We start from the raw sequence: 12258 nt of genomic DNA, 5'->3' as shown, positions 1-12258 counted from the left end.
CAAGCGAGAAGGGGCAGCCGTGCCTGTATTCGAAACTCCCGAGCCGATCACCGTCACGATCGACATGGGCGTCGGCGATGTGCAGATCACCGCCGAGGACGACCGCACCGAGACCGTCGTCGAGGTGCGGCCGACCGACGAGACCGACGAGTCGGACGTGAAGGCCGCGGAGCAGGCGACCGCCGAGTACACCGACGGCGTACTGGTGATCAGGACCCCGAAGTCGAAGAAGCTGGAGTTCTCCCGGAAGACCCGCTCGGTGGACGTGTCCGTCCTGCTGCCCGCGGGATCGCGGGTACGCGGCGAGGCGGAGGCCGCGGACCTGCGCGGCACCGGCCTCCTCGGCGAGTGCGTCTTCAAGACGGCCGTCGGCCACGTCCAGCTCGACCACGTGGGCCCGCTGCGGCTGAAGACGGGCGGCGGCCATCTCACGGTCCGCCGGGTCGACGGCGACGCCGAGGTCGGCACCGGCACCGGGCGGATCCGGATCGGGGACATCGACGGCGCGGCCGTGGCGAAGAACTCCAACGGCAGGACCGATATCGGCACGGTCGCCGGGGACGCCGAGATCCGCTGCGCCAACGGCGACATCTCCGTCGACCGGGCACTGGGCTCCAGGACCGAGGCCGAGACCGCGAACGGAAGCGTCCGGATCGGCGAGGTGGTCCGCGGCGCGGTGACGCTCAAGGCCGCGACCGGCGATCTGGAGATCGGCATCGTCGCGGGCGTCCCGGCACGGCTCGACCTGTCCACCGGCTTCGGCCGGGTGAACAACATGCTGGAGAGCGTCGCGGAGTCGTCCGACGGCGCGGTCGAGGTGCGGGGCAAGACGTCGTACGGGGACATCACGGTCCACCGCGCCTGACGTTCCGTCCGCGGCGGGCACCGCCGGAACGAACGCCGACGGGGGTACGGAGACACTCCGTACCCCCGTCCGCGCACGTCTTCGGCGGTCAGGATCCCGCGGTCGTTCGGGTCAGCGCACCCAGCCGGTGAACTGCTGCTTGCCGCGGGGCGCCCGCTTGCTGTTGGCCAGGGCCGCGGCGGAGGCGCGGATCATCCACGCGTTGACCGAGATGCCCTGCTTGGCGGCGGCCTCCTCGATCTGGTCCTTCATCGCCTGCGGCGGCCGGAAGTTGATCCGCGCCGTCGCGCCGCTCGCGGCACCCCCGAGCGCGCCGGCCCAGTCGTCCGCCGGGTCCTCGCCCTCGTCCGAAGCGCTCTCGGCGGGGCCCTCGTCACCCGTGGGCGGCGTCACCACGAAGCTGGGTTCCATCCCGCGCAGACGCAGGTCGACCGAGCCGGGCGCCAGATCCCGGGTGATCTCTTCGGCAGCGTCCGACAGGGCCTTGAGCAGCGTGAGCCGGACGGCCGACTCCAGTGGCGCGACGAGCCGCTCGGCCACCGCGCGCGTCTCGGCGTCCCCTGCCGCAGAGGCTGTGACCAGCTCGTCACGCAGGGCCTCGACGTACTCCCGTAGTTCCATCGCACCATGATGGCACACGCATTGCGCCGCGCGGCGCCTACGCGGCCCCACCGCTACCCGCGGCCCTTTCGCCAGGTGGGCGCGGGGCACCGTAAGCAGTCGGCGGCCCTGTGCGGTGGTCTTACGGGGTGCTGGGCACGGGCGGTTCCGGATGGACCATCGCCATGGGGGCTCGGGATGGCGCCATGGTGGTGCTAGCAACGGCGACGGAGGTGTAGGGCCACCGGGGCGGCGGCCCGGTCGGCCGCCGCCCCGGCGCGGGAGGTCCGGTAGGTCAGGTCAGACCGCCGGGACCGTGTCCTCGAAGGTGCGGCCCGCCGAGCGGTAGGCGGCGACCCGTTCGGCGATCTGGGCCGGGGTCAGGATCTGGTCCTGGACGTGCAGCACATAGTCCACGGCCTGCTCGTAGGCGCGGGTCGTGGTGGTGTCGGGCTGGCCCGCGAGGCTGGTGAGCCACTGGTTGAAGGCGATCAGCATGCCGCGCTCGGGCAGGTACTGGGCCCCGTGGGTGGCGAAGAGCCTGCCGTCGACGTAGTAGCGGATGGCGGTGTCGTCGATGGTGAGGACGAGGTCGCGCCAGCCGCCGTAGCCCGCCCGGTCGGCGGTGTGCGTGTTCACGGGCGGCTGGACGCCGTTCGAGTCGTAGGTCTCCCAGGAGGTGGTGAAGAGCGTGTTCCCGGTCTCGCCCCAGCCGCCGTTGGGCAGATACTCGAAGTCGTACTCGGCGTAGTCGTCCGCCATCGGCGCCTTGAGGTCGTTGATGGTGAAGAAGGTCTGGATCACATGGTCGCCGTCGGGCCCGTGGACGGGCGCGTCGCTGAACTTGACCCGCGCCGCGTAGGTCCCCTTGCGGAACTTCATCGTCGTGGTGGAGATCTCCGCCTGCCGGGTGGTCGCGGCGGTGCCCGTGGTCTCGGTCCGCAGCTTCATCACCGACGAACCGCCGTCGGTGCCGAAGGAGACGTTCCCCGGCGACCACGACGCCCCCGGAACGCCGGGACCGCCGCCCCAGCTCCGTACCATCCAGCCGTTGGCGCCGAGCTGCGGATCATTGTGCGCCGTGTACACGAAGTCGTCGAAGAGGGCCCGGGCGGGCGGCGGATCCACCGGCCCGCCGGGCGCCGTACCCCAGACGGTGGCGCCCCCGTGATGGGCGGTCACCTTGGTCCAGTCGGCGTACGAGGCGCGGTCGGGGCCGAAGGAGTGGTCGTCGCTCTGCCGGAGCTGGTTCCAGTCGGCGCGGTGGAAGCGGAGTTGCAGATCACCGCTGGTCGCCCCGGGCGCGATCGACCCGGCGGCGGCCGTGAAGCCGATCTCCAGATAGCGGTCGGCGGTGGCCGTGCCCGGGGTGAGCGTCCCAAAGGTGCCGGTGACGTTGGCACAGCCCCGTACGGCCCAGTCGCAGGCGAACCGGTACGAGGTGGCGGGTGTGTCGGCGCTGAAGTAGTAACGCAGCTTGACGTCCGCCAGCCGGACCGGCGCCGAGCCGGTGTTGCGGACGGTCAGCCAGGGCGCCGCCTGACTCGCGGTGGGGCCGGTGACCCCGGTGCGGTACTGCACACTCAGCGCCGTCCCCGCGGCGCTCGCGGTGCCGGGAAGCGCGGCGAGCCCGATGGCGGCGAGCCCGGTGGCGAGGAATCCGGCGACGGCGGTACGCAGCCGGTGGTGGGGGGTTCTTCGCATGGTGCTGTCTCTCCTGAACGTCGGTCCTGTGCGGTGAACGGTGGTACGGGAGTGAGCACAACAACCCACAGGTGTAGACCTGTTGATCACGCAGAACCTACTGAATCCGGGGGAGTTACAACAGATGGTTTGATCAACTACCGGGGTCGGCTTCATGGTCCCCGGTCGTCGCTCCGCCGGGCCGATCCAGGCGACGGCGCCCTCACCCGTTCGGCTCGGTCGGGGGCGCGGGGTGTCGCCGTGGATGGTCGGCTGCCTGTATCCGGGCGACCGCCCGGAGGAGTGCGCCCCGACCGAAGGAGCACCGGATGCCGTCGGAGACCGTCACGCGCTTCCTGGCCGCCCTGGACCCCCGGCACCGGGAGGAGGTCGCCCGGCGGCCGGACGAGGAGCAGGAGCGGCTCGCCGCGGCGTGGGAGACCGAGCTGGCGGGCGACGAACTGGACACCCTGGACGAGCTGTCGCCCCCGGCGGCGGAGAGCGCGGCGGCCCGGCGGGTCGTGGAGAACCCCGCGCGCGAGTAGTGACGGAAGGCCCCGGGTCTGCCTAGTACGGCAGGTAGAAGCTGAGGAGATCCGCGGTGAGCGGCGGGAAGAGCGCCCGGAACAGCTCGTCGTCCGCGGCGTAGACATCGGGGCGCAGGCGGGTGAGCCCCGCCATGCCGTGCGGGCCGAAGAGCAGGGCGGGCAGCTGGTCCGGGGCCACCCCGGCGCCCTTGGCCGCGCCCGGGCCCTGCATCGGGCCGCCGGTGACGACCTCGCCGAGGCCGTCGGGGAGGACCGGGATCCGGTAGTGGGCACCGAAGGTGGACAGCACGATGTCCCGGCCGGCGCGGTCCACTCCGGCGTCGGTCAGCCGCCGGTGGAACAGCGGTCGCAGCCGGTCCAGCAGGACGGCGGTATCGGGGATCCGGACGTAGTACTGCTCCGCCGTGGCGCGCGGCTCGTGGTCGAGGTACGAATGCCAGGCGTCGCCCGTCACCGTGCCCGCCCGGTGCACGACCCGCAGTCCGCCGTCGGGCACCCGGGCGGCGACCGCCCACAGCAGTGCCCGTGCCGACGCCTCGCCGTCCGCCGCGGGCTCGGCCAGGAGCATGCCGTCGTCGGGCGGTGCGGTGCGGCCGGTGGCGACCACCGCGCCGGCCCGCTCCAGCACCCAGGACGTGCTCGCCTCGTGCTCCAGCAGCCAGTGCCGGCAGGGCGCCGAGTGCGGTACGGCCACGTCGAAACGGTCCTGCGCCGCGTTCTGGAGCGCCGTCGTCGCGGCGACGTCGGCCGCCCGAGCGGGCCGCAGGAGGTAACCGTCGTCGTCACCGGGCGGTACGGCGCGCACCGCCGGGGCCGGCGCGATGTCGATCGCGTACTCGTAGCCGAACAGCCGGTAGAAGTAGGGGATCCCGATCATCACCTGGACGAGATGACCCCGCGCGGCCGACCGCTCGTGCGCCCAGCCCATCAGCGCCCGGACCAGCCCGCGCCCCTCGTACGCCGGGTCGGTCGCCACCAGCTCGACCTGTCCGGCGGGCAGGGTGACTCCGCCGATCCGGACGGTCTCGTCGAGGAGTGTCGCGGTGGAGACCACCCGGTCGCCGTCGACGACCACGGCGCACGAGGACGGGCCCGCCGCGGGGTCGGTGACGACGAGCCGGTGGTCGACGGCGTCGGCCGGTTCCATCCGCCGGGTCAGCAGCGCCCCGATGCGGTCCGTGTCGGACGCCCGTGCCTCGCGCAGGACGAGACCGTCGGCCAAGGGGACGGGCGCGGGAGGTTCCGGGGTCGGGAGCACAACCGGACCATGACACCGCCCGCACCCCGCCGTCCACCGGTTTCCGCCGCCGTCACAGCACCGCGATCCCCAGCGGCCGTGCACCCCCGGCCAGCCTGCGGGTGCCGCCCGACGCGAGATCGACGACCGTGATCCCGTCCCAGTAGCCGTCGCGGGTGAAACCGCCGGTCACATAGGCCGTCCGGCCGTCGTCCGAGACGGCCACGTCCTCGTGCGGCCCGTCCAGCGGTACGATCCGCTCCCGGCCGTCCTTCGTACGGATCGTCAGCGACGCCTCGCCGTCCGCCGCGCCGATCGGGCCCGTGCCGACGGCCAGCAGGGTGCCGTCGGGGGTGAGGGCGGCGCCGTGCTGATGGGTGTCGGCCGTCATCGGCTCCACCGCGACCCGGCCGGTCCGGGGATCGAGTACGGCCAGCCGCTCGCCCTCGAACGGCAGCAGCAGCCTGCCGTCCTCCCGGACCACCGCGTAGTGCGGCTTCAGCCAGGAACCCAGCCCGCCCTCCGTACCGTACGGCGCGACCTCGAAACGGCGCGGCTCCAGCGTCCCGGCGTCGATCGCGGTCACGTCGAAGGAGTCGTGATTGGTGGCGTAGACCTCGGTACCGTCCCGGGAGACGTCCACGTCGAACGGGCGGCGGCCGACCGGGACGACGTCGACGACCTCGCGGGACGCGGTGTCGACCACCTCCACGGTCCCCGGCCCGTCGGGCACGTTGACGCCGACGTACAGCCGCTTCCCGTCGGGCGCGAGGACGATGCCCATCCCGCCGCCCCGGTACTCGCCGTCGGTCACCGGGCCGGTCGCCGTACGGTACGGGATCCGGCCGAGGCTCTCGCGGGTCCGGGTGTCCACGACCGCGACGCCCTCGGCGGTGGCGACCCAGGCCCGGCCGTCCGCGCCGACGGCCAGCCCGTACGGGGCCGTACCGACCCGGACGGAGGCGAAGGGGCCGCGCGCGGGGTCGAGGAAGGTCACGGTGTCGGCGCCGAAGTCGGCGACCAGGAGGCTGCCCGCCGGGGTGGCGGCCCCCGAAGGCGGTGGCGCGGCCGAGACCACGGGCGGCGCCGAAGCCGCCGGGGCCGGGGCCGGGGAGGCCGCGGGGTCGGCCGCGCCCGTCTCCGCGGCGCCGCAGCCCGCGAGGAACGTCCCGGCGAGCACGACGACGACGGCGGTACGACGCCGGCCCCCGGCACCCGTGCGACGGTGGCGCGGGGCGGTCGCCCGCGGGGGTACGGCGTTCTCGGCGGTCATCTGACGGCTCCCGGTGGTGACGGCGGCGGGGGTACGGGTCCCGGACCCGTACGGTCTCCACCTTGTCACCGCCCCCGGCGGCCGGAGGTACCCGCTCCGGTCACCGTCGTCGCCCCGACGGGACCACCCCCGTGTCATCCGATCGAACGATGCGGACGGAGCCGGGGACGGTCCCGTCCGGGGGCCGTCGGGGGTTCATCCGGGGTTCATCCGGCGGGGGCGCCGCCCGGGGCACCGTCCGGCGCGTCGAGACCGGCCACCTGCCGGGCCGCCTTGAGCCCGGACTCCACGGCGCCGTCGATACAGCCCGCCCAGCCGTCCGCGAGATCGGCCCCGGCGAAGACGATCCGGCCGTGGGGGCGCCGCAGCTCCGTGTGGGACGTCGTCAGGGCGCCCGGCCTGCGATTGCCCCAGCCGCCCTTGGCGAACGGGTCGCCGCCCCAGTCGTGGGCCCGGTACGCGAGCAGTTCGGCGTCCGGCACCAGCCGCTGGACGGCCCTCTCCACCGCGCCGTGATCGGTGATGTCCAGCGACGGGTCGACGCTGAAACCGACCATGATCTGGCCGTCGTCCACGAGGGCGTGCGGCATCAGGGTGTTGATCGGGGCGCCCTCCGAGCCCTGGGCCAGGAAGGGGCCCCGGTCGGTGGCCACATGGAGCCACAGCTTGACGCTGTCGGGGACGCCGACGCCCGCCGCAGCGGTGGCGGTGTGGGCCGCGGGCAGGCCGGGGGTGAAGACGATGTCGGGCCAGACGTTGACCGGCACCGCGACCACGGCGTGCTCGGCGGTGAACCGCTCGCCCGCCCGGGTCGTCACCGCCACCCGGCGGCCGTCGTCGTCGATCGCCGCGACCGGGGTACCGAGGCGCAGCTCGGTCCCGGCGTCGGCCAGGACGGCTTCGACGAGCGCCCCCATCCCCGCCTCGGGCCGCAGACTCACCAGGGAGTAGTAGCCGTGGGTCGCCAGATCGCCCAGCGCCCACCACTGGGCCAGCATGGAGACCGCGCCCCGGGTGCTGGAGCCGCCCAGCTCGGTGGAGAGCGCGCCGGTGACCATGGTCCGCTCGTCGGGTGTCAGCTCCAGCCGGTCCAGCCAGTCCCGCAACGAGTACTGGTCGAACTCGGCCAGCGCTTCGGCGCGGAAGAGGGGATCGTACGGCCGGGGGAAGTACCGGTCCGTCCCCCGGAACACCCGGTTCAGCAGATCGGTGACCCGGGTGAGGACATCGTCGGCGGGGAGGGCGATGGGCTCCTCCTCGGTGGGGATCAGGACCTCGTCGGGCTCCTCGTCGCCCGTCACCGTCAGGCCGTAACGGGTCAGCTCCGCCCAGACGTGCGGCTGGGTCCAGTGGATCCACGCCCCGCCCAGCTCGACCGGCCGTCCGGCGAACTCCTCGGTCCTGATCCGTCCGCCGACCCGGTCACCGGCCTCCAACAGGAGTGTTCTGCGGCCCTGGGCCCGCAGTTCCCGGGCGGCCGTGACTCCGGCGAGGCCGGCACCGACGACGATGGTGTCGTACGCGCTGGTCATGATCTCCTCGTGACTGGCTGACTGGCTGACTGGCTGGCTGACTGGGGGAGTGGGGGGACGGGGGTGCTGGGCCGGGTGGGCCCGGGTGGGCTCAGTCCCTGCCGGGGCGGCCGAAGGCGAGGACCACGTTGTGCCCGCCGAACGCGAAGGAGTTGGACAGCACCGCCGTGCTCTCCGCCTCCCTGGGCTCGGCCCCGATGACATCGAGACCGATCTCCGGGTCGAGGCTGTCCAGATTCGCGGTGGGCGGCAGCGTGCCCAGGCCGAGGGCCTGGATCGCGGCCACGGCCTCGATCGCCCCCGCCGCCCCCAGCGAGTGGCCCGTCATCGACTTGGTGGCCGATACCGGGATCCCGGCCGCGGCCGTGCCGAGCGCCAGCCGCAGCGCCCGCGCCTCCGCCGCGTCGTTGAACGGGGTGCCGGTGCCGTGCGCATTGACGTACGACACGTCCTCGGGCGTCAGCCGCGCCGAGCGGAGCGCCGCCGTCACCGCCCGCGCCGCCGACGTACCGTCCGGGTTCGGCGCCACGATGTGATGGGCGTCGCCGGAGCGGCCGTAACCGCGGAACTCGGCCAGGGGAACGGCGCCGCGGGCGGCGGCGTGTTCCGCCGACTCCAGGACCAGGACGGCGGCTCCTTCGCTCAGCACGAAGCCGTCCCGGTCGGCACCGAACGGGCGGCTGGCCCGCTCCGGTTCGTCGTTCCGGGTCGACAGCGCCTTCATCCGGGCGAAACTGGCCACGATCATCGGGGTGAGCGGTGCCTCGGCGCCGCCCGCGAGCACCACGTCGGCCTCGCCCGCCATGATCATCTGATGGGCCGCCACCAGGGACTCGGCCCCGCTGGCGCAGGCCGTGACCGAGGTGGTGCAGGGCCCGGTCAGACCATGGTGGATGGCCACCCACGCGGCGGTGCTGTTCGCCATCGACATGGGGACGAACCGGGCCGGTACGGCCGACAGCCCCCGGTCGAGAAAGGCGCGTGAACTCTCCTCGATACTGGTCGCCCCGCCGCAGCCGGTGCCGATCGAGACACCGATCCGGGTCGGGTCCTCCACCGCCAGATCGAGACCGCTGTCCTCGATCGCCAGGGCCGCCGCGGCGGCGCCCAGCTGGGTGCACCGGTCGGTGGCCGCCCGCTCCCGCCTGGAGAGCGCCAGATGGTCGGGCAGATCGACCTCGCCCGCGATCCGGACCGGCAGCGGCGTCGCGTCGAAGCGGCTGATGGTCCTGACCCCGCTCCGGCCGTCGAGCTGCCCCACATGGAAGTCCTTCGCCCCGACTCCGACGGGGGTCACCGGGCCGAGCCCGGTGACCACGACACGGCGGGCGGTCACGCCGCGTTCCCGTCGGCGAGCTGCTGACGGCTCTCGAGGAAGTCGACGACGGCCCCCAGGGTCGTCAGGGATGTGGCCATCGAGTCGTCCATGGTGATACCGAGCTGTTCCTCCATGATGGTGACCATCTCCACCATGTCCAGGGAGTCGAGTTCGAGGTCCTCCTTGAAACGGGCGGTCCGGGTGATCTCCTCGGGCTGGAGGCCGAGGCGGTCGACCATGAAGGCGATGATCTGCTCTTCGGCGCCGGCGGTGCTCATAACGCGTGCTCTCCCGTGGGTCGGTGCGATGTCGGACGGTCGATCCGGGCGGTGCTCCGTGCGATCGGTGCCGTACGGAACACCGTGCGTTCGGTGCGGTGCGGTGCGGTGCGGTGCGGGGCCGTGCGCGATGGTGCGCTTGCCGTACGGGGCGCGGTCGGCGTTCCCCCACGGCCCCGGCGGACGGTGTCGGCGGTCCGCCGGGAGACGGGGCGTCAGGGTTTCGATGGCTGCCACGCCAGCAGATCGCCGTGCAGGGCGAGGCTCTGGCAGACGGCGTCGACACCCTCGACGAAACGATTCGCCTCGGCGATGTCGAGGATCAGCGGGGGCTGGATCCGCAGTACCCGGTTGTGGTTCGCGGTGACGAAGGTGAGGATGCGGTGGTCACGGGCGAGACCGCTGACGAACCGCAGACACATCAGATCGCCCAGGGTGGACTCCAGGGCCCGGCCCGTCCGGGACAGCGCCGAGCGCAGATCGTCCGGCAGGGTGTCGGCGAGCGCGTGCAGATCGCCCGGGAAACGGGTGAGCATCTCGTCCGTCATCGTCCGGACCGCGCCCGAGAAGTCCCCGTCGAACTCGATGGCGGACATCATCCCGATCCCGCGGACGTCCTTCACAAAGCTGTACGGGGCGCACACCTTCTTGAGCCCCTCGCGCAGATGCGCGCCGATCTCCCGGGCCCGGCGCGGCAGATCCTCCTCGATCAGGACGTCGAGGGTGGCGAGCCCCGCCGCGGCGGCGAAGTTGCCGCCGCCGAAGGTCGACGAGTGCAGCATGGCGCGGTTGGCGCTGCCGTACGCCGCGTCCCACAGCTCGGCGCTGCTCAGCGTCGCCGCGATCGGGACCAGACCGCCCGACAGGGACTTGGCCACGCACAGCACGTCCGGGTCCAGCCCGTCGTGCTCGGCGGCGAACAGGGCGCCGGTCCGGCCGAGCCCCGTCTGGATCTCGTCCAGGACGAACGCGGCACCGGCCCGGCGGCACAGCTCACGGGCCGCCTTCAGATAGCCGTCCGGCGGCAGGACCACCCCGCCCTCGCCCTGCACCGGCTCGACGATGAAGGCCGCGGCCCCCTCGATCGCGTCCCGCAGCGCGTCCAGATCGCCGTAGGGGACGGCGGCCGTGTCGGGCAGCAGCGCCCCGAACGGCTCCCGGTGCGAGGCCCGGCCGGTGACCGAGAGCGCGCCGAGCGTCTTGCCGTGGTAGCTGTTGTCGCAGTGGACCAGCCGGGTCCGGCCGGTCCCGGCGCGGGCGACCTTGAGCGCCGCCTCCACCGCCTCCGTACCGGAGTTGCTGAAGAACACCCGGTCGAGCCGGCCCGGCGCCAGATCGCTCAGCCGCTCGGCCAGCTCCGCGGTCTTCGTCGGCATCGAGACGTACTGGACGAAGGTGGGGGTCCCGGCGTCGAGGAAGCCGCGGAGCGCCTCGGTGATCCGCGGATGGTTGTGCCCCAGGTTGAGACAGCCGTACCCGGCGACGAAGTCGAGATAGTCCACACCGTCGGAGGTGGTGAGGGTGGAGCCGGAGCCCCGGGTGAAGACCCGGTCGAGGCCGTGGGCCGCGAACAGCCGCGCCATCGGCGGGTTCACCCGGTTGCGGAACCGGCGTACGGTGTCCCGCCCGGTGTCGTCGCCGGACCCGGCCGCCCCCGCGGCGGCCGTGCCCTCGGCGGCCGTCACCCCGGGGCTCGTACCCCCGGCGTTCGTGCCCCCCGCCGTCGTACCCCGCCCGGTGTCGTCGCCCCGCCGGGCCGAAGGCTGCCGGAAGTAGCGGCCCAGCCGCAGGATCTCGCCGTCCGCGAGGGGACGGCCGAAAGAGGCGAGGGGCACCGGGACGAAGCCGTGCTTCGCCGCCAGCGCGCCGATGGTGCGTACCCGGTCCAGGTCCAGCTCACGGCCGAGGGAGAACGACTCCGCCCGCCCCTCCAGCGCCAGCACCACGGTCTCGGCGAGACAGCCGTTGAGCTGCCGGGTGGGGCTGGGCAGACTGCCGTCGCCCACCACGACCTCGGGCACGGCGCTGACCAGCCCGCCGTCGACGATCACCACATCCCGGTCGTCGTGCGGCGCCTCGGTGACATCCCGGGGCAGCGCCACATCGACCACCACCGACCCCGGCCGCAGCTTCTCCGGTGTCACCAGACCGCCCACGGACGAGGCGCAGACATAGATCCGCGTCCGGTCCGAGCAGAGGGCGACATCGTCGACCAGCCGGACCCGTGGATGGTCCGCGGGGTCGAGATGCCGGAGCAGCGCCCCGGGCGAACGATTCCCCGAACGGCACACCAGATCCAGCTCGAACCCGTCGGCCAGCAGCAGCTTCGCCACCGCGAGACCGATCGAGCCCGGGTAGCCCACCACGGCGATCCGGGTGTCCTCGACGGGCAGCCCGAGCAGCCGGACGACGTACCGGACCTCCTCGTGCGCCGCGTAGACGGTAAGGGAGTTGCCGCTGGTCACCGGGATGCCGACCTGCTGGGCCGTCCACAGTCCGCGGTCCCCGACGATGGATGTCGCCCCGCCGAGCCCGGCCAGCAGCGCGCCGTCCGCGCGCAGCCGCTCCACCTCGTCGGCCACCATACGGCGGGCGGTCGTGGGCCGGGACAGCATCTGCTCGGCGGTGTACGGCAGATAGCGCACCCGGCCCTCGCAGCGGGCCCCGGTCCGGGATGTGACGGAGCGGAACAGGGGGAAGGGGACGCTGTACCCTCGCCGGTCCGGCGGCGCCGGGTCGTCACGGTGCTCGTCGACCAGCCTGGACAACAGGTCCATGGCGCGCACCTGGTGGCGATGGCCGGTACTGATGGGGTGGGCCAGGAAACCGAAGGCCGTCACGGGGTCGCCGCCCGGGGCGCGTACGGCCGGGTCGGGAGAATCGGGGGACAAGACACTGCCTCCGTGGGAAGGGGCCGGGCACAC

10 protein-coding genes are annotated in these 12258 nt (G+C 73.3%); 2 read left to right on the top strand and 8 right to left on the bottom strand.

Annotated elements, in window-relative coordinates; translation table 11 throughout:
- Positions 1 to 19: 19 nt before the first annotated feature.
- Positions 20 to 865: a DUF4097 family beta strand repeat-containing protein gene (locus tag ACFXG1_RS01525; protein ID WP_384740192.1), complete on the top strand. Its 846-nt coding sequence runs from the start codon at positions 20 to 22 to the stop codon at positions 863 to 865.
- A gap of 111 nt (positions 866 to 976) precedes the next feature.
- Here the strand turns inward: ACFXG1_RS01525 and ACFXG1_RS01520 are convergent, their stop codons facing one another.
- Both ACFXG1_RS01520 and ACFXG1_RS01515 read right to left on the bottom strand, forming a co-directional pair.
- On the bottom strand, positions 977 to 1486 hold the full coding sequence (locus ACFXG1_RS01520) for a hypothetical protein (protein WP_384719385.1): 510 nt from the start codon (positions 1484 to 1486) through the stop codon (positions 977 to 979).
- Between the two features lie 279 nt (positions 1487 to 1765).
- Complete coding sequence (locus ACFXG1_RS01515) at positions 1766 to 3169, bottom strand: cellulose binding domain-containing protein (protein ID WP_384719387.1); 1404 nt, start codon at positions 3167 to 3169, stop codon at positions 1766 to 1768.
- A gap of 308 nt (positions 3170 to 3477) precedes the next feature.
- Here ACFXG1_RS01515 and ACFXG1_RS01510 point away from each other — a divergent pair, with 308 nt between their 5' ends.
- A complete protein-coding gene (locus tag ACFXG1_RS01510; RefSeq protein ID WP_384719389.1) occupies positions 3478 to 3693 on the top strand; it encodes a hypothetical protein in 216 nt (71 codons plus the stop codon).
- A 22-nt stretch (positions 3694 to 3715) separates the two neighbouring features.
- On the opposite strand, the gene ACFXG1_RS01505 is transcribed toward ACFXG1_RS01510, so the two are convergent.
- The 6 genes from ACFXG1_RS01505 to ACFXG1_RS01480 all read right to left on the bottom strand — a co-directional run bounded on the left by ACFXG1_RS01505 (position 3716) and on the right by ACFXG1_RS01480 (position 12225).
- On the bottom strand, positions 3716 to 4954 hold the full coding sequence (locus ACFXG1_RS01505; RefSeq protein WP_384719391.1) for a GNAT family N-acetyltransferase: 1239 nt from the start codon (positions 4952 to 4954) through the stop codon (positions 3716 to 3718).
- Between the two features lie 52 nt (positions 4955 to 5006).
- A complete protein-coding gene (locus ACFXG1_RS01500; protein WP_384740187.1) occupies positions 5007 to 6206 on the bottom strand; it encodes a YncE family protein in 1200 nt (399 codons plus the stop codon).
- 206 nt (positions 6207 to 6412) lie between these two features.
- Positions 6413 to 7738 (bottom strand): flavin monoamine oxidase family protein, encoded by a 1326-nt coding sequence (locus tag ACFXG1_RS01495; protein ID WP_384722335.1) that lies wholly within the window; start codon positions 7736 to 7738, stop codon positions 6413 to 6415.
- Positions 7739 to 7829: 91 nt separating this feature from the next.
- On the bottom strand, positions 7830 to 9074 hold the full coding sequence (gene fabF / locus ACFXG1_RS01490) for a beta-ketoacyl-ACP synthase II (protein ID WP_384740183.1): 1245 nt from the start codon (positions 9072 to 9074) through the stop codon (positions 7830 to 7832).
- A complete protein-coding gene (gene acpP, locus ACFXG1_RS01485) occupies positions 9071 to 9334 on the bottom strand; it encodes an acyl carrier protein (protein WP_384740180.1) in 264 nt (87 codons plus the stop codon). The genes fabF and acpP overlap by 4 nt, the downstream gene beginning before the upstream one ends.
- Before the next feature lie 215 nt (positions 9335 to 9549).
- On the bottom strand, positions 9550 to 12225 hold the full coding sequence (locus ACFXG1_RS01480; RefSeq protein WP_384714985.1) for an aminotransferase class III-fold pyridoxal phosphate-dependent enzyme: 2676 nt from the start codon (positions 12223 to 12225) through the stop codon (positions 9550 to 9552).
- Between the last annotated feature and the right edge of the window lie 33 nt (positions 12226 to 12258).

Origin of the sequence: Streptomyces sp. NPDC059248, from assembly GCF_042753905.1 — a bacterium.
In the GTDB taxonomy this organism is placed as follows: Bacteria; Actinomycetota; Actinomycetes; order Streptomycetales; family Streptomycetaceae; genus Streptomyces.
The sequence above is the reverse complement of the archived record's forward strand: the minus strand, read 5'-3'. Positions and strand labels throughout refer to the sequence as shown.

Bases quoted from the DNA above. Each gene is read 5' to 3' on its own strand.
- ACFXG1_RS01520 (WP_384719385.1), bottom strand. From the start codon at position 1,486: ATGGAACTACGGGAGTACGTCGAGGCCCTGCGTGACGAGCTGGTCACA.
- ACFXG1_RS01515 (WP_384719387.1), bottom strand. From the start codon at position 3,169: ATGCGAAGAACCCCCCACCACCGGCTGCGTACCGCCGTCGCCGGATTC.
- ACFXG1_RS01510 (WP_384719389.1), top strand. From the start codon at position 3,478: ATGCCGTCGGAGACCGTCACGCGCTTCCTGGCCGCCCTGGACCCCCGG.
- ACFXG1_RS01500 (WP_384740187.1), bottom strand. From the start codon at position 6,206: ATGACCGCCGAGAACGCCGTACCCCCGCGGGCGACCGCCCCGCGCCAC.
- ACFXG1_RS01495 (WP_384722335.1), bottom strand. From the start codon at position 7,738: ATGACCAGCGCGTACGACACCATCGTCGTCGGTGCCGGCCTCGCCGGA.
- acpP (WP_384740180.1), bottom strand. From the start codon at position 9,334: ATGAGCACCGCCGGCGCCGAAGAGCAGATCATCGCCTTCATGGTCGAC.